11 protein-coding genes are annotated in these 17,294 nt (G+C 72.4%); 7 read left to right on the top strand and 4 right to left on the bottom strand.

Going from position 1 to position 17,294, the window contains the following annotated elements:
• Positions 1-5 precede the first annotated feature (5 nt).
• The 5 genes from tkt to pgl all read left to right on the top strand — a co-directional run bounded on the left by tkt (position 6) and on the right by pgl (position 6,539).
• Positions 6-2,036: a transketolase gene (gene tkt / locus AB0K05_RS19100; RefSeq protein ID WP_261808859.1), complete on the top strand. Its 2,031-nt coding sequence runs from the start codon at positions 6-8 to the stop codon at positions 2,034-2,036.
• Positions 2,037-2,041: 5 nt separating this feature from the next.
• Positions 2,042-3,133 (top strand): transaldolase, encoded by a 1,092-nt coding sequence (gene tal, locus AB0K05_RS19095; RefSeq protein ID WP_148031281.1) that lies wholly within the window; start codon positions 2,042-2,044, stop codon positions 3,131-3,133.
• Between the two features lie 65 nt (positions 3,134-3,198).
• On the top strand, positions 3,199-4,800 hold the full coding sequence (zwf, locus tag AB0K05_RS19090) for a glucose-6-phosphate dehydrogenase (RefSeq protein ID WP_271275598.1): 1,602 nt from the start codon (positions 3,199-3,201) through the stop codon (positions 4,798-4,800).
• Positions 4,801-4,855: 55 nt separating this feature from the next.
• Positions 4,856-5,755 carry a glucose-6-phosphate dehydrogenase assembly protein OpcA gene (locus tag AB0K05_RS19085; protein ID WP_271275637.1) on the top strand — a complete coding sequence of 300 codons (900 nt, stop codon included), beginning with the start codon at positions 4,856-4,858 and terminating at the stop codon, positions 5,753-5,755.
• Between the two features lie 10 nt (positions 5,756-5,765).
• Positions 5,766-6,539, top strand: coding sequence for a 6-phosphogluconolactonase (pgl, locus tag AB0K05_RS19080; protein ID WP_364230492.1), 774 nt, complete (start codon positions 5,766-5,768; stop codon positions 6,537-6,539).
• Between the two features lie 48 nt (positions 6,540-6,587).
• On the opposite strand, the gene AB0K05_RS19075 is transcribed toward pgl, so the two are convergent.
• Positions 6,588-7,073 (bottom strand): hypothetical protein, encoded by a 486-nt coding sequence (locus AB0K05_RS19075; protein ID WP_271275596.1) that lies wholly within the window; start codon positions 7,071-7,073, stop codon positions 6,588-6,590.
• Between the two features lie 384 nt (positions 7,074-7,457).
• Between AB0K05_RS19075 and AB0K05_RS19070 the strand changes: the two genes are divergently transcribed.
• Entirely contained in the window at positions 7,458-9,029 is a 1,572-nt protein-coding gene (locus AB0K05_RS19070) for a carbohydrate-binding protein (protein ID WP_364230488.1), read from the top strand.
• An 80-nt stretch (positions 9,030-9,109) separates the two neighbouring features.
• Positions 9,110-10,654: a polysaccharide lyase family 1 protein gene (locus tag AB0K05_RS19065; protein WP_271275594.1), complete on the top strand. Its 1,545-nt coding sequence runs from the start codon at positions 9,110-9,112 to the stop codon at positions 10,652-10,654.
• Between the two features lie 126 nt (positions 10,655-10,780).
• Here the strand turns inward: AB0K05_RS19065 and AB0K05_RS19060 are convergent, their stop codons facing one another.
• The 3 genes from AB0K05_RS19060 to add form a co-directional block, all read right to left on the bottom strand.
• On the bottom strand, positions 10,781-13,033 hold the full coding sequence (locus AB0K05_RS19060; protein WP_364230485.1) for a hypothetical protein: 2,253 nt from the start codon (positions 13,031-13,033) through the stop codon (positions 10,781-10,783).
• A gap of 111 nt (positions 13,034-13,144) precedes the next feature.
• Complete coding sequence (locus AB0K05_RS19055; RefSeq protein WP_364230483.1) at positions 13,145-15,781, bottom strand: DUF6493 family protein; 2,637 nt, start codon at positions 15,779-15,781, stop codon at positions 13,145-13,147.
• Between the two features lie 42 nt (positions 15,782-15,823).
• Positions 15,824-16,837, bottom strand: coding sequence for an adenosine deaminase (add, locus tag AB0K05_RS19050; RefSeq protein ID WP_364230480.1), 1,014 nt, complete (start codon positions 16,835-16,837; stop codon positions 15,824-15,826).
• Positions 16,838-17,294 lie beyond the last annotated feature (457 nt).

The following is a 17,294-nucleotide window of genomic DNA, read 5'->3' as shown; positions in this document are numbered from 1 at the left end:
TGGCGATGGACGCAGTGGAGAAGGCGGGCTCGGGACACCCAGGCACCGCGATGAGTCTGGCTCCCGCCGCATACCTGCTCTTCCAGCGTGCGATGCGGCATGACCCGACCGACCCCAACTGGATCGGCCGCGACCGCTTCGTACTCTCCGCCGGGCACACCAGCCTGACGCTGTACATCCAGCTCTACCTGTCGGGCTACGGGCTCACGCTGGACGACCTGCGGCGGCTGCGCCAGTGGGACAGCCTCACGCCCGGTCACCCGGAGCACGGCCACACCGCCGGCGTGGAGACCACGACGGGTCCGCTGGGCCAGGGCCTGGGCAACGCCGTGGGCATGGCGATGGCGGCCCGCCGCGAGCGCGGCCTGTTCGACCCGGACGCCGAGCCGGGCCGGTCGCCGTTCGACCACCACATCTGGTGCGTCGTCAGCGACGGCGACATCGAGGAGGGCATCAGCCACGAGGCCAGCTCGCTCGCCGGCCACCAGAAGCTGGGCAACCTCATCGTCATCTGGGACGACAACCGCATCTCCATCGAGGACGACACCCTCATCGCCAAGTCCGAGGACGTGGTCAAGCGCTACGAGGCGTACGGCTGGCACACCCTGAGCGTCGACTGGACCCAGTCCGGCGACTACGCCGAGGACGTGCAGGCGCTGCACGAGGCGCTGGAGGCGGCCAAGGCCGAGACCGACCGTCCCTCGTTCGTCCGGCTGCGCACGATCATCGGCTGGCCCTCACCCAACAAGCAGAACACCGGCAAGATCCACGGCTCGGCGCTCGGCGCCGAGGAGGTCGCCGCCACCAAGCAGGTGCTCGGCATGGACCCCGCCAAGACCTTCGACGTGCCCGCCGAGGTGCTCCAGCACGCCCGCGAGGTGGCCGCCCGCGGCCGTCACGAGCACGCCGAGTGGGAGCACGGCTACCGGCGCTGGCGCTCGGCCCACCCGGAGCGGGCCGCGGAGCTCGACCGCATCTCCCACCGCGAGCTGCCCGCCGGCTGGGCGGGCGCGCTGCCGTCGTTCGACGTGGGCGGCTCGATCTCCACCCGCAAGGCCTCCGGCGAGGTGCTGAGCGCGCTCGCGCCGGTGCTGCCCGAGCTGTGGGGCGGCTCGGCCGACCTGGCCGAGTCCAACAACACCACGATGAAGGGCGAGCCGTCCTTCATCCCCGAGGAGTTCCAGACCAAGGAGTTCCCCGGCAACCGCTACGGCCGCACGCTCCACTTCGGCATCCGCGAGCACGCCATGGGCGCCATTCTCAACGGCATCGCGCTGCACGGCGGCACCCGCCCCTACGGCGGCACGTTCCTGGTGTTCTCCGACTACATGCGCCCGTCGGTGCGGCTGGCCGCGCTGATGAAGCTGCCGGTCGTGTACGTGTGGACGCACGACTCCATCGGCCTGGGCGAGGACGGCCCGACCCACCAGCCGATCGAGCACCTGTGGTCGCTGCGCGCCATCCCCGGCCTGGACGTGGTGCGCCCGGCCGACGCCAACGAGACGGCCGCGGCCTGGAAGGCGGTGCTGGAGCACACCGACCGGCCCGCGGCGCTCGCGCTGACCCGGCAGAACCTGCCGGTCCTGGAGGGCACCAGCGCCGACGGCGTGGCCCACGGCGGCTACGTCCTGCGCGAGGCCTCCGACGGCCAGCCCAAGGTCATCCTGATCGCGACGGGCAGCGAGGTGGAGATCGCGATCCACGGCCGCGAGCTGCTGGAGTCGCAGGGCATTCCGGCACGGGTCGTGTCGATGCCGTGTGTCGAGTGGTTCAAGGGGCAGGACTCCGCATACAGGCAGACCGTCCTGCCGTCGTCGATCCGGGCTCGGGTCGCGGTCGAGGCGGGCATCGCCCTCGGCTGGCACGAGTTCGTCGGAGAGTGCGGCGAGGTCGTGAGCCTCGAACACTTCGGCGCCTCCGCGCCGTACAGGACGTTGTACGAGCAGTTCGGGCTGACGGCGGAGCGCGTGGCCGCGGCGGCCAGGGCGTCACTGGCCAAGCTGGGCCAGGACAAGGGCGAGACGACGGGAAACTGAGTGACATGAGCGAGATCCTGAAGAAGCTGTCGGGCCAGGGCGTGGCCATCTGGCTCGACGACATCAGCCGCGAGCGCCTGCGCACGGGCAACCTGGAGCAGCTGATCCGCGAGAAGAACGTCGTCGGGGTGACGTCCAACCCGACGATCTTCGCCAGCGCGCTGAGCAAGGGCGACGCGTACGACACGCAGATGCACGACCTGGCGGTGCGCGGCGTCGACATCGGCGAGGCGGTGCGCGCCATCACCACCTACGACATCCGGTGGGCCGCCGACGTGCTGCGCCCGGTGTACGACTCCACCTCGGGCGTCGACGGCCGGGTGTCGCTGGAGGTCGACCCGCGCCTGGCGCGCGACACCGAGAAGACGGTCGCCGAGGCGAGGGCGCTGTGGTGGCTGGTCGACCGGCCCAACCTGTTCATCAAGATCCCGGCGACCCTCGAAGGCCTGCCGGCGATCACGCAGGCGATCGGCGAGGGCATCAGCGTCAACGTCACGCTGATCTTCTCCCTGGAACGCTACCGCGCCGTGATGGACGCCTGGCTGGCCGGTCTGGAGGCCGCCCAGGCCAAGGGGCTCAACCTAGCGACGATCGAGTCGGTGGCGTCGTTCTTCGTCAGCCGCGTCGACACCGAGATCGACGGCCGGCTCGACAAGCTCGGCAGGCCCGAGCTGAAGGGCAAGGCCGCCGTCGCCAACGCGCGCCTGGCCTACGCCGCGTTCGAGGAGATCATGAACACCGACCGCTGGCAGCGCCTGCGCGCCGCCGGCGCCCGGCCGCAGCGCCCGCTGTGGGCCTCGACCGGCGTCAAGAACCCCGACTACGCCGACACCATGTACGTCGACCAGCTGGTGGCGCCCGGCACGGTCAACACCATGCCGGAGAAGACGCTCGACGCGACCGCCGACCACGGCGACGTCGGCGGTGACAGTGTGCGTCCCTTCTACGAGCAGGCCTGGAACACCATGGCCGAGCTCAAGGACGCCGGCATCGACTACGACGACGTGGTGCGGGTGCTGGAGGATGAGGGTGTGCAGAAGTTCGAGGCGTCCTGGAACGAACTGCTCGACAGCGTACGCAAGAACCTGGTCCCCTAGACCGCCGGCGCCGCGGCGAGGAGCCCGGCTCCTCCGCCGCGGCGCACCCGCACAGGAGGTTTGAGATGAGTGACCCGGCAGGGCCCCCGGAGGAGGCGCTCGCGGTCGCGGCCGCCGTCGCCGCCACCTCGACCACGATCGAGGTGGCGGCCGCCAACCCGCTGCGCGACCCGCGTGACAAGCGGCTGCCGCGGGTGGCGGGCCCGTGTGTGATGGTGCTGTTCGGCGTGACGGGTGACCTGGCCAAACGCAAGCTGCTGCCGGCCATCTACGACCTGGGCAACCGAGGGCTGCTGCCGCCCGGTTTCTCGCTGGTCGGGTTCGCCCGGCGTGATTGGCAGGACCAGGATTTCGCCCAGCTGACGCATGACGCGGTGAAGACGCACGCCCGGACCCCGTTCCGTGAGGAGGTCTGGCGGCAGCTGCGCGAGGGCATCCATTTCGTGCCGGGCGAGTTCTCCGACGACGGCGCGTTCGACGCGCTGGCGATGGCGCTGCGGGAGATCGACGAGCTGCGCGGCACGGGCGGCAACTACGCGTTCTACCTCTCGGTTCCGCCGAAGTTCTTCCCCGTGGTGGTGGAGCAGCTCAAGCGGACGGGGCTGGCGCAGGCGCCCGACGGCTCGTGGCGGCGGGTGGTGATCGAGAAGCCGTTCGGCCACGACCTGAAGTCGGCGCACGAGCTGAACGAGATCACCACGTCGGCCTTCCCGGAGAGCTCGATCTTCCGGATCGACCACTATCTGGGCAAGGAGACCGTCCAGAACATCATGGCGCTGCGGTTCGCCAACAACCTGTACGAACCGATCTGGAACCGCAGCTTCGTCGACCACGTGCAGATCACGATGGCCGAGGACATCGGCATCGGCGGCCGGGCCGGCTACTACGACGGCATCGGCGCGGCCCGCGACGTGATCCAGAACCACCTGCTGCAGCTGCTGGCGCTGGTGGCGATGGAGGATCCGACCTCCTTCGACGCCAAGGCGCTGCGCCGTGAGAAGGAGAAGGTGCTCAGGGCCGTGCGGCTGCCGTCCGACCTGGCGCTCAACACGGCGCGCGGCCAGTACGCCGCGGGCTGGCAGGGCGGCCAGAAGGTGGCCGGCTACCTCCAGGAGGACGGCATCTCGTCCGACTCGATGACCGAGACGTACGCCGCGGTCAAGCTGGAGATCGCCAACCGGCGCTGGGCCGGCGTGCCGTTCTACCTGCGCACCGGCAAGCGGCTGGGCCGCCGGGTGACCGAGGTGGCGGTGGTGTTCCAGCGGGCTCCGCACCTGCCGTTCAGCAAGGACGACACCGAGATATTGGGGCAGAACGCGCTGGTGGTGCGGGTGCAGCCGGACGAGGGCATCACGGTGCGGTTCGGCTCGAAGGTGCCGGGCACCGCGATGGAGGTGCGCGACGTGTCCATGGACTTCGCCTACGGCGAGTCGTTCCTGGAGACGTCGCCCGAGGCGTACGAGCGGCTGCTGCTCGACGTGATGATCGGCGACCCGCCGCTCTTCCCGCACCAGCGCGAGGTGGAGCTGTCGTGGACGATCCTCGACCCGATCGAGGAGTTCTGGGCCACCCAGGGGCAGCCGGAGCCCTACCCCTCCGGGTCGTGGGGGCCGCCGTCGGCCGACGAGATGATGGCCCGCGACGGGCGCGTGTGGAGGAGGCTCTAGTGACAGGCGTTGGACGCGGCACGAGACCGGCGCGGGAGGCGTCGTGACTACCTTCATGCTGGCCGACACGACGGCGGGGAAGATCTCCAGCCAGCTCACGCAGCTGCGCCACCAGATGGGCGCGCCTGCGGTCGGCATGGTGCTGACGCTGGTGGTGGTGTGCGAGGAGCGCGACCAGTACGACTCGGTGCGCGCGGCCACCGAGGCGGCGCGCGAGCACCCGTCCCGCATCATCGTGGTGATCAACAGGGAGACCGAGGAGGCCAACCGGCTCGACGCCGAGCTGCGCATCGGCGAGTCCGCGCCGGGCGAGACGGTGGTGCTGCGGCTGTACGGGGAGCTGACCGACCACGCCGACTCGGTGGTGAGCCCGCTGCTGCTGCCCGACACGCCGGTGGTCGCCTGGTGGCCCGGCCGGGCGCCCGACGTGCCGTCGGAGGACTCGATCGGGACGCTCGCCCAGCGGCGGCTCACCGACGCCAGGTCCGCCCCGGACGGGGTCGCCGCCCTGGTGGCCAGGGCCAAGGGCTACTCGGCCGGCGACACCGACCTGGCGTGGGCGCGGCTGACGCCGTGGCGCAGCCTGCTGGCGGCCGCGTTCGACCAGCCGGTGGGCAAGGTGTACGGCGGGCAGGTGGCGGCCTCCGCCGACAACCCGAGCGCGCCGCTGCTGGCCGCCTGGCTGGCGGAGCGGCTCGACGTGCCGGTCGGCACCGCCGAGTCCGACGGGCCCGGGCTCACCGAGGTGCGGCTCACGCTCGACGACGGCGAGCTGTCGGTGACGCGTGACGACGCCCGGGTGGCCACCCTGTCGCGTCCCGGCCAGCCCGACCGGAACGTGGCCCTGACCCGGCGCCACCTCTCCGAACTGCTCGCCGAGGAGCTGCGCCGGCTCGACTCCGACGAGACCTACGAGCTGGCCGTCAAGCGCCTGGCCCGGACGTACGCACACTAAGGTGATACGGGTGAGCGTTCCCACTGTTGTCGTGCACCGCGACGCCGACGTGCTGGCCAAGGCCGTGGCCGCGCGGATCATCACCCGGCTGGTCGACGCGCAGTCCGCGAAGGGCTCCGCGTCCCTGGTGCTGACCGGCGGCACCGTCGGCATCGCCACGCTGGCCGCCATCCGCGACACCCCCGCCAGAGACGCCGTCGACTGGCGGCGTCTCGACATCTGGTGGGGCGACGAGCGGTTCCTGCCCTCGGGCGACCCCGAGCGCAACGAGACGGGCGCCCGGCAGGCGCTGCTCGACCACGTCGACGTCGACCCGTCGCGGGTCCATGTGATGGCCGGGCCCGACTCGGGCCTGTCGGCGGAGGAGTCGGCCGACGCCTACGCCACCGAGCTGGCCAAGGCCGCCCGGCCCGAGGACCACGGGCCGGCGCCCAGCTTCGACGTGATGCTGCTGGGCATGGGCCCCGACGCGCACGTCGCGTCGCTGTTCCCCGGGATGCCGGCGCTCTACGACACCCGCCCCGCGGTGGCGGTGCACGGCGCCCCGAAGCCGCCGCCGACCCGGATCACGCTGACGCTGCCGGTGATCCAGGGCTCGCGCGAGGTGTGGGTGGTGGCGGCCGGCGAGGAGAAGTCCGGCGCCGTCCGCCTGGCCCTGGAGGAGTCGGGCCCGGTGCAGGTCCCGGCGGCGGGCGCGCGTGCCCGCGGCCGCACCCTGTTCCTGCTGGACCGCGCGGCGGCCAGCAAGATCCCGCCCGGCCTGGGCCGCATCGCCTCCCCCTGACCATCTGTCCCTCCGGGCCGCCACCGGCGATCGCCGGGGCGGCCCCTGTCATGTCCGCACCGTCATCGAGATCGCCAGCGGCGCCACCGCCCACGCGGCGAGCACCGCGAACGCCGCCGGGTCCGGCATGATGTCCCGTACCTGCCCTGTCGGCTGGAGGGCCGGATACGTCGGCGGGAGCCCGTTGACCCACCCGGCCGGGGACAGTGCGAGGGCGGCGAACGGCAGCACCAGCACGATCACCACCAGCATCGCCGTCGCCGCCGCGCCGTTGCGCAGGATCGCGCCGAGCGCCAGCCCGAGCAGCGTGGTGGTCACGATCACGAGCGTGCCGCCGCCGATCACCTGCCACGCCCCGGCGGGCAGCGGCGACGGGCGGAAGTCCGCCGCCACCAGCCGCCCGTAGAGGTAGCCGGGAACGGCGATGAGCAGCGATCCGGCGACCGCGACCGTGCCGAGCACCCCTGCGCCGATCACCCACCAGGTCGAGCGGAGCGTGCGGAGCTTGATCCATCCGGCGGCGACGGTGTTCACCGCTCACCTCCCGAGACCCGACACCAGCACCTGCAGTCAGCCTGAGCACGGTGAAGACCCACGTCAGCAGCCTGCTGCTCAAGATCGGCGCGCGCACCCGCGTCCATCTGGTCATCGCCGCCTACGAGGCCGGCCTCGTCTGACGTGCCCGTCCCCCGGCCCGGCGTCGGTGATGAAAGTTTCATCGCTTCGGCCCGTCCGGGTAAGCGCCTTCCGTCTCCCCCGGGCACCGCTGCCGACCTGCGTCATGACGGCCGGCGAGGCGTGGCCGGACCGGCTGTGAGCGGCGTCGGGACCGGGGGTCGCGGTGGGACCGCCTTTCCGTGACCCCGGTGCTGTGCTTGAGTCGGCAGCATTCGGAAAGCGCTTACCGGGAGTTGGACGATGCGCCTCAGAACGCTCCTCGCTTGCGCCGGCCTCGTGGCCGGCACCCTCGCGGCGGTGTCGCCCGCGCACGCCGCCTCCACCCGGTACGAGGCCGAATCCGCACCGGCGGTCTGCACCGGCGCCATCGAGTTCAACTGGGCCGGCTACTCCGGCAGCGGCTTCTGCAACGGCGCCAACGCCGCCGGCGCGCACGCCCAGTTCACCGTGACCGCCGGGGCCGGCGGCGCCGCCACGCTCCGGATCCGCTTCGCCAACGGGACCACGGGCTCCCGGCCCGCCGGGCTGACCGTGAACGGCGCCGCGGCGGGGACCCTGTCCTTCGAGGGCACCGGCGCCTGGTCCACGTGGCAGACCGCGACCGTGACCGTCCCGGTGAACTCCGGCGCCAACACCGTCCGGCTGAACCCGACGACCTCCGCGGGCCTGCCCAACCTGGACTACCTGGACGCCGAGACCGGCGGCGAGCAGCCGGCGAACACCCTCTACGTGGCGACGAACGGCGACGACGCCGGCCCCGGGACCCTGGCCTCGCCGCTGCGCACGATCCAGCGGGCGGTGGACCTGGCGCAGCCCGGTCACACGATCCTCATCCGGGGCGGCACGTACGCGCCGGGCACGAACATCCGGATACTCAAGGACGGCACTCCCGCGCAGCCGATCACCATGACCGCCCACGACGGCGAGCGGGTGATCATCGACGGCGAGAACATGCCGCACACGCCGGGCGCGGTCGGCTCCAGCATCCCGCGCGCCGAGCGCGGCGCCGTCCACATCGAGGGCGACCACTGGCGGCTGGCCGGGCTGGAGATCATCAACGGCCCGTACGGGATCTTCGGCCTGGACGCCAGCGGCAACGTCTTCGACCGCCTGGTCACCAGGGACAACTACGAGTCGGGCCTGCACCTGCAGGGCGCGTCGAGCGGCAACCTGATCGTCGACCTCGACAGCCACGGCAACCGCGACCCGCGCAAGAACGGCGAGAGCGCCGACGGGGTCGCGATCAAGGAGGGGTCCGGCAGCGGCAACGTGATCCGCGGCGCCCGGCTGTGGAACAACTCCGACGACGGCCTGGACTTCTGGATGTTCCTCGGGCAGGTCACCGTGGAGTCGTCCGTGGCCTGGGGCAACGGGTTCAACCGGTGGAACCTGCCTGACTACACCGGCGACGGCAACGGCTTCAAGCTCGGCGGCGGCGACCCGGACCCGGCGGTCGGCCATGCCGTGCGCAACTCCATGGCCTTCGACAACGCGGTGCACGGCTTCACCGACAACGGCAACCCCGGCCGGTTGGTGACCGACCGCAGCACCGCCTGGCGCAACGGCGGCACCGGCTTCGACTACGCCGACTCCGTCTCCGTCCTGACCAGGAACCTGTCGGTGGCGAACCGGACGCAGGCCGCGCCGGGCTCGTCGTCGAGCTCCGGCAACTCCTGGGACCTCGGCGGCACGTGGACGCTCGCGAGCACCGACAGCGGCACGATCACCGGCCCGCGCGCCGCGGACGGCTCGATCCGCTCCTCGTCCTTCCTGCGGCCCGCCAACGGCGCGGACGTCGGCGCCCGCCTCTGACCGACCTCACCAGCCACAGCGAGACCAGCCTGAGAAGACCAGCCTGAGAAGACCAGCCTGAGAAGAGAGGTAAGACAAGGATGAGACGAGCAGGCGCATGGCGGCTCCCGGCCGCGCTGTCCACGGCGGCCCTGGTGGCCGCGCTGGGTGTGGCCTTACCGGCACTGAACGCCACGGCGGCCGTCGGCAGCGCCACCGGCTACGCGACCGCCAACGGCGGCACCACCGGCGGCGCGGGCGGACAGACGGTGCGGGCCACCACGGGCACCGCCATCCACGCGGCCCTGTGCAACCGGGCCAGCAGCAGCACCCCGATCACCATCGAGGTCGAGGGCACCATCAACCACGGCAACACCACCAAGGTGTCGGGCGGAAGCTGCAACACCGCCGCCGGGGTGATCGAGCTCAAGCAGATCAGCAACGTCACGATCATCGGGGTCGGCAACGGCGCCGTCTTCGACCAGCTCGGCATCCACATCCGCGAGGCCAGCAACATCATCATCCAGAACGTGACCGTACGGAACGTCAAGAAGTCGGGCTCGCCCACCTCCAACGGCGGCGACGCCATCGGGATGGAGAGCGACGTACGCAACGTCTGGGTCGACCACGTCACCCTGGAGGCCTCGGGCGGCGAGTCGGAGGGGTTCGACGGCCTCTTCGACATGAAGGACAACACCCAGTACGTGACGCTGTCGTACAGCATCCTGCGCAACTCCGGCCGCGGCGGGCTCATCGGGTCCAGTGAGAGCGACCGTTCGAACGGCTTCGTCACCTTCCACCACAACCTGTACGAGAACATCGACTCCCGTACGCCCCTGCTGCGCGGCGGCATCGCGCACATCTACAACAACTCGTACGTGAGCATCCACGAGTCCGGCATCAACTCCCGGGCCGGGGGGCGGGCCAAGGTGGAGAACAACTACTTCAGGAACTCCAAGGACGTCCTGGGCACCTTCTACACCAGTGAGGCCGGCTACTGGCAGGTCGCCGGCAACATCTTCGACAACGTGACCTGGTCCAGCCGCAGCGGCGACAACAACCCCGCCGGGCCCAACCCGCAGTCCAACACCAGCGTGAGCGTCCCGTACGGCTACAGCATGGACGGGGCCTCGTGCGTGCCGAACGTCGTCGCCCAGACGGCGGGCGCCAACAAGGGCATGCGGGTGTCGAACGGCAGCTGCACGCCGCAGACACCGGGGCCGACCCCCACGAACAGCCCCACCCCGACGGTCAGCCCGACGCCGACGACCACGCCGACGGGCGGCGGGACCAACCTCAGCATCGGGGCCGGCGCCGACGGCTCCAGCAAGGCCTCCGGGACGAGCTACGGCAACGTGATCGACGGCAACGCGGGCACCCACTGGTCGCCGAGCGGCTCGACCGGTGACATCTCGGTCAAGTGGGGTTCGGCCAAGACGGTGTCCAGGGTCGTCATCCGTGAGGCGTCGGGCTCCTCGATCGGGTCGTGGCAGCTCGTCAACCACGACAATTCCGCCGTGCTGGCATCCGGCAGCGGGGCGGGCGCCATCACCTTCACCCCCACCACGCTGAAGAAGATCACCTTCCGGATCACCGGGTCGTCCGGCACGCCGAGGGTCGCCGAGTTCGAGACCTACGCCGGGTAGCGACCGATTCGCCGCCTGATCGGGGCGGGGCCGCCTTCGGGCGCCCCGCCCTTTCGGCCGGTTCGGGGGACGTGGAAGCCTGCCCGCCGGAAGGGCCGTGGCCGCCCTGGCCGGGGAGCGGGACTCTCACCGGCTCCCCGCGGGCTTGCGGTAGGTGACGAGCCTGTCGTCCTTCCCCGGGTACGCCATGATCAGCAGCCGCTGGGTGCCCCTCTCGTCGCCCTTCCACGGGAACCAGGCGTGGTGGACGCGGATGCGGTAGCGGCCCCGGCGGCCGCCGGGCGACAGGTCGGGCAGTACGATGCCGGCCAGGACGTCATGGAACACCAGCTCGCCGTCCGTGCTGGTGTAGCCGGCCTCGGTGACGTGGTCCCAGCCCTTCGTCTCCACCGGCGGGCGGCGGGAGTACGTCTCCAGGGTGACGCAGAGGTGGTACTCGGAGTCCACCGAGACCGTCAGGTGCCCGGGGCCGGACTCGACCAGGTCGTCGTGCCGGCCGCCGCCGGAATCGCCGGTGCCCGCCGTGTCCCGCATCTCCAGTCCGGTCTCCGGCCACACCGGGTCATCGAGCCGGACCGCCTTGACGGGCTCGATGAGCGGACGGTGGCGCGGGGTGGCGGCGCACTTGGCCCGCTCCTCGGCATGGAACGCGGCGAACTCCTGGTCGTCCGCCTCCCGCTCGGTCTTGACCTTCGCCGCGGCGGCGGGGCAGATGTCGTCGATCGCCCAGTACAGGTCCCGGACCCGCAGTCCTTCCACGGACTCGACCCGGGCCAGCTCGCGCGGGTCGTCACGGGTGTAGACACCGCACAGGCTCCGGCCGTAGGCGAGCAGCGCCTGGTCGGGCATGGTGGCGGGGATGTCCAGGACCTGGCCGGTGCGTACCTCGCAGATGAACGCGCCCTCGCCCGTGAGCGGCGCGGGCTCCACCTCCGTATGCCGGTGGTCCGGTGGTGAACAGTCTGCGGCGGTGGTGACCGTGCCCTGCGACCGGTCGGCGGCCGGGACGAAGATCAGCGCCACGGCCGTGGCGAGCGCCATCGCGAACACCCGGCGCCCCCGCCGGGCGGCGGGCGGGGCCGCGTACAGGAGGAACAGGACGAGGGCGGAGACCGCGAGCGCCGCGCTGTACCAGAGCGGCGAGAGGCCGAACACGAGCTGACCGTCCAGGCCCCCGCCGAACTGCCCGTCCGGGTAGACGGCGAGCCGCACCTCGGCCATCTCGGGAATGACCTGCCAGTCCTCCTCCGGCCGCGCCGTGAGCGCCGTCACGACGCCCGCCGCGGCGGCGAGGACCAGGAACAGGATCGTGCCGGTCAGCAGCCGCCTGCTCCTGCGGATGACGGCCACCAGGACGAGCACGGCCGGGGCGCCCACCCCGACGAGCACGTCCACGGCGACCCAGGCCAGGCCCGCCGGGTAACTGGAGTACTCGCGGAAGAACATGTCCACCGCGCCCCTGGGGCCGATCCAGAAGGGCATCCCCTGGGCGAGGTTGACGGCGGCCGGGACCGACGGCAGCACCACGGCCACGGCGGCGAGCGGCCACGGGCGCACCGCCGCCCGCTCGCCCCGGCGCGTGGACGGCTCCGGTGGCGGCCCGGCCAGTTCGTGGGCCGTCCGCGCCATCCAGATCAGCTGGAAGACGCTCAGGATGTCGCGGACCATGAGGATCACGGTGCCGTGGTCCGCGACGCCGCCGTACGCGACGATCATGAACGATCCGGACGACAGCGACGCCAGCACCGCCGCGACCATGCCCGCCCGCACGGTGCCCCGGCTCCAGCGCCCGTCCCGGGCCTGCCCGATCAGCACCGGCACCAGCCACAGCAGGTGGAGCACGTTGCCCAGCGGCGGCAGGTCCCAGTACTGCCCCAGGCCGTAGGCGACGGTGGCGACCAGCTCCACGGCGGTGTCGGCCAGGCCCGCCACGAGTGCCGTGATCCGCAGCCACCGGGGGATGGATCCGGCGAGGACCACCAAGAACAGCCAGACGATGGCGAACTGGGTCAATGTGCCGGGCAGGTCGAGCCACCACTGGTACGGGATCGGCGCCTCGTACGCCAGGGCGCAGGCAAGGCTCACGTACAGCGCGGCCCGCAGCAGCCGCACCGGCCGCGCCAGGACAGGCGCCTCGCCGGCCCGCCGCCCGCGCAGGATCTGCCACAGGGCCCAGCCGGTCAGGATCCCGCCCCCGGCCAGGATGACCTCCACCCACCAGGTGTAGGGCACCATGTCCGTGCCCCAGCCGTGCACGACGAGCGCCCGCAGCACGGCGGCGTCGCCGGTGACCAGCGCGAAGACGCCGGCGACCACGGCGGCGCCCCCGAAGGCGACGGCGATCGGGGCGGCGATCCAGCCGAAACGGTAACGGCGCACGGGACATCTCCCGAGAAGGGGAACGGGTGAACGAAAGGCGATCAACCCTAGCGAGCCGTCCTGAGAACGATCAACGCCGCGGCAGGAGGAACGAGCCGCCTGGTGACGACGTCAGGCGGGCGGGGTGGTGAGGCAGGCGTGCAGGCGGCGGGCCTGGCGGACGAGTTCGCTGCCGGGTCGGCGGCTCGCCAGTTCGGCGATCATCGGCAACTCGCCCCGCGCACCCACCCAGGAGGCCACGTCGGCCGCGAGCGACACCATCCGGGTGTGCCCCGCGGTGGCCCGCTCCCCCGGCCCCGGCAGAGAGGCGGTCAGCCAGCCGGCCATCACCTCCCACACCTCCCGGTGCGCGCCCTTCAGCGCCGCCTCCCTGAGCGCCTCGAGAGCGCGCTTCGGCCCTTCCCCGCCGTGCCGCAGCACCTCGGCGAGCTTCCGGCCGGCCTCCTCCCCCGCCACACCGCCCCCCGCGGCCAGTCGCAGGAACGCCTCCACCGCCAGGTCCCGGCCGTCGTCGACCAGCGAGTACGCCAGCATCAACGACATCCCGGGCCCCGCCGGGCCGTCGCCGTCGGCCAGCAGGGCGACGTCGGCGGGTTTGTACGCGCCGAAGTACCCGTACGTCGCCGGGTACCGTACGCAGCGGGCGGCGACCAGCTCGCGGTGCCCGGCGAAGACGGCGAGGGTCCGGCCGAGCTCCTCCTCGTGCCAGCGGTGCACCAGCAGGTCGCCCAGCACCTCTTGATACTCGGGCCCGGACGAGAACTCCGAGAACGTGTGGGGCCTGTCCAGGTGCTCCCCCCTGTGGAGCGTCACCACGGGGTCGGCGGGCCGGTCGGTGAGCCAGCGGGCGACCCGGCGTCCCGCCTCACCGGTCAGCCGCGCCGCGCGGGCGGCCACCTCGGGCTCCACGGACCGCCCCAGCCGCAGCAGCGCCTGCCGCAGGTCCACGGGCAGCGCCTCGACGCCGGCGCGCTCGTACCCTTCGAGCCGCTCCACCAGCGTCCCCGGGTCGAGCAGCCCGTTGACCCGGGTGGGCGTGGCCAGCAGGTACGGCGGCAGCCGCCGCTCGACCAGGGCCTGGTAGACCTCGGCGTACCGGATGAGCGGCATCAGCTTCCAGACCGCGGCGTGCGTCATCTCCGGGATCCGCCTCGCCACCGGGGCGGCGTCCCGGATCCGGCTCTCGGCCCCCGGATCGGTCAGCTCCCTGATCATCGCGCCGGCCCACGTGCTCGCGTGCCACCACGGCGCTCCCCTGAACTCGTTGTCGGGGGTCGCGTGCCGGGTCAGCGCGGCGGGCAGCCGGTCGCGTTCCCGCCCCGCGAAGAGCCTGACGAAGGCGTCCAGCCAGCGCTCGGTCCTGATCCAGCTGGACTCCTTGGGCATGAAGTTGCCCAGCTCACCGGGAGTGCGGAGCGGCGGCGGCATCGGGGCGGCCTGGGGCGCGGGCGGCAGCGTGCCGGGCGTGAACGTCTCCGGCTCCGGCTCCGCCGCCACGTCGCCTCCGAAGGCCGCGGCCAGCGCGGCTCCCTGGTGGGCGGGGAGCGTCGCCACCGCCTCGCGCAGTGTCTCGGCTCCGGCCGGCCCGAACCGGGCCGCGTGCTTGACGGCCAGCCTCACCGCGCGCTCGCGGGCGCCGGCGGCCTCGCAGAGCAGGGCGGCGGCCAGCGCGGGCGCGTAGGCGTCGAGGTCGTCGTCGCCGTCCTTGAGCAGCCGGTCGAGCCAGGCCAGGCCGGCCCGTACGAGCTTGCCCTCCTTGCGGAACAGCAGACCCTGGACGGCCTCGCCGGCGTCGGCGGCGGGCACCGGACCGCCCCGCTGGACCTGCTTGAGCGCCAGGTCGGCGACGTTGGCCGCGGACGCGGGCAGCAGCGCCAGGTAGTCGCCCAGGCGGTCGGCGACCTCCTCGGGGGCGGGGTCGAGCCGCTCGTGGAGACGGACGAAGAAGCGCAGGCCGGTGGCCTCGCCGCCGCGCAGGAACCGGGTGAGGCAGCCGTCGAGCAGCACCTGCCGGGCGATCCTGCCGGTACGGGCGAGCTCGGCGAGTGCGGCGGGCCAGGCGTCGTCGGTGAGCAGCCGGCCCGCGCCCTCGGTCTCGAACAGCCTGGGCACCATCGTGTCCAGGAGCGGGTCGCCGGACAGCCGGTCGGGCGGGGTGCCGACGATCCAGGCGAGGGTGAGCGGGTCGTGCGCGGGCGGGACGGCGCCCGTGTGGCGCAGCAGCCTCAGGGCGAGCTGGACGCGCCGGTCGCGGGTGGGGCGGGTACCGCGCAGCCGCAGCGCGAAGCGTACGGCGAGGTCCTGCTGCCAGGCGACCGGCCGGGCCGACACGACGTCGAGGATGAACGGCACGTCGTCGCGCCCGGGCTCGTCCCACTGGCGCTGCAGGTCTGGCCTGCTGAGCCAGGTGGCGACAGCGGCGGCGCCCACGATGGTGGCGGCCCCGGCGACCCGCATCGGCTCGATCCAGAGGTCATGCCGCGACCAGCGGACGTGCTCGTGGTACTCGGGTAACTCGTACATCGACCGGCCCCTCCTGCCGGCGAGCTCACGGACCGCGGCCATGCGCTGTTCGGCGCGCTCGTGCTCCCTGCGCCGGCCGGCCTCCTGGGCGACCGGCAGGTGTCCCGGCAGGGCGGCGGCCACTTCGCGGCGCTGCTCGTCGTCGAGCCCCGTCACCAGCTTGACCACGGCGGGCGTGTCTACCGCCTCGATGGCGGCCCTGACCTCTTCCCAGGCGTTCGTCATGATCGGGACCTTAGGGTGTCCCGCCGACAAATCGCGGGATCGTCAGGCGGCCAGGGCGTCGATCTCGGCCAGGAGTGCCTTCTTGCGCTCCCGAGCCAGGTAGGACGCCGTCACCGCGTTGCGGGCGAGCTGGGCCAGCTCCGTACGGCCGAGGCCGAAGACGCGGGCCGCCACGCGGTACTCGCCGGCCAGGGTGGTGGCGAACATGGGCGGGTCGTCGCTGTTGAGCGTGACGAACAGGCCCTCCTCCAGCAGGCGCGGCAGCGGGTGGTCCTCGATCCGCGCCACCTGGCCGGTGCACACGTTGGAGGTGGGGCACACGTCCAGCGGGAGCTGCGTCTCGCGCAGGTGGGCGACGAGCCGGGGATCGGCCAGGCAGGCGATGCCGTGACCGACGCGCTCGGCGCCGAGTCCCTCGATGACCTCCCAGACCGTCTCGGGCCCGGTCATCTCGCCGCCGTGCGGGACGCTGTGCAGCCCCGCCGCCCGCGCGGCGGCGAACGCGTCGCGGAAGGCGTCGCGGTAGCGGGGCCGCCGCTGCTCGATCCCGCCCAGGCCGAAACCTACCAATGCCGCGGGAGGTTCTTCGAGCGCGTGATCGAGCGTGATCTTCGCGGCCTCCTCGCCGAACTCGCCGGGGATGTCGAAGATGTACGCGATCTCGACCCCGTGCTCGTCGAGCGACCGCCGCGCGGCCAGGTCGAGCGCCCGAGTGACCTCGCCTCTGGGGATCCCGGTGATGTGGTGCGCGTACGGGGTGACCTGCAGCTCGGCATAGCGCCCGCCCTGTCCCGCCAGGTCGCGGGCCAGCCCGGTGACGAGGGTGGCGATGTCCTCCGGCTCGCGGACCAGCGCGTTGACGGCCGCGTACACCTGGGCGAAGTGCGGGAAGTCGCGGAAGGTGTAGAACGCGCGCAGCTCCTCCTCGCTCGTGGGCACGCCGTTGCCGGGGTGGCGGCGGGCCAGCTCCAGCACGGTGGGCACGGAGGCGGATCCGACCAGGTGGACGTGGAGTTCGACCTTGGGCAGGGCGTCGATGAAGGCGTCGATGGTCATGCCGACGACCTTAGGCCGGGCCCGGTTTCGCCCGGAAGGTTTTCCGCCTGAATCTGCCATCATCTTGTCAGATTCTCCCTGACCCTCGGCTGGCTCTGCGGCACTCCTCCCACCGTGCGGACACCGGTCCTCACATCGGCGACCTCGTATTCATGTCCGTCCTCCTGGTGCTGGCGACGTCCGGCGCTCCGCCCGGCCACGCGCACGGGGGCGGTTCGCTAGCCGTGGTGGACCTGGACCTGCGACCTTGTCCGCGTCCTGCCCGAGCGGAGCGGGAGTCGAAGGGGAACCGGCCGCGAGCTGTGCTCGGCCGGGCGGCCGGCATGACCTTCGTGACCGCGCTGTCGTACATGGCCGCGCCGTCGTACATGGCCGCGCCGTCGTACATGGCCGCGCCGTCGTACATGGCCGCGCCGTCGTACATGGCCGCGCCGTCGTACATGGCCGCGCCGTCGTT

The sequence above is a fragment of the Nonomuraea sp. NPDC049486 genome (genome assembly GCF_040676925.1).
GTDB lineage: Bacteria > Actinomycetota > Actinomycetes > Streptosporangiales > Streptosporangiaceae > Nonomuraea > Nonomuraea ferruginea.
The sequence above is the reverse complement of the archived record's forward strand: the minus strand, read 5'-3'. Positions and strand labels throughout refer to the sequence as shown.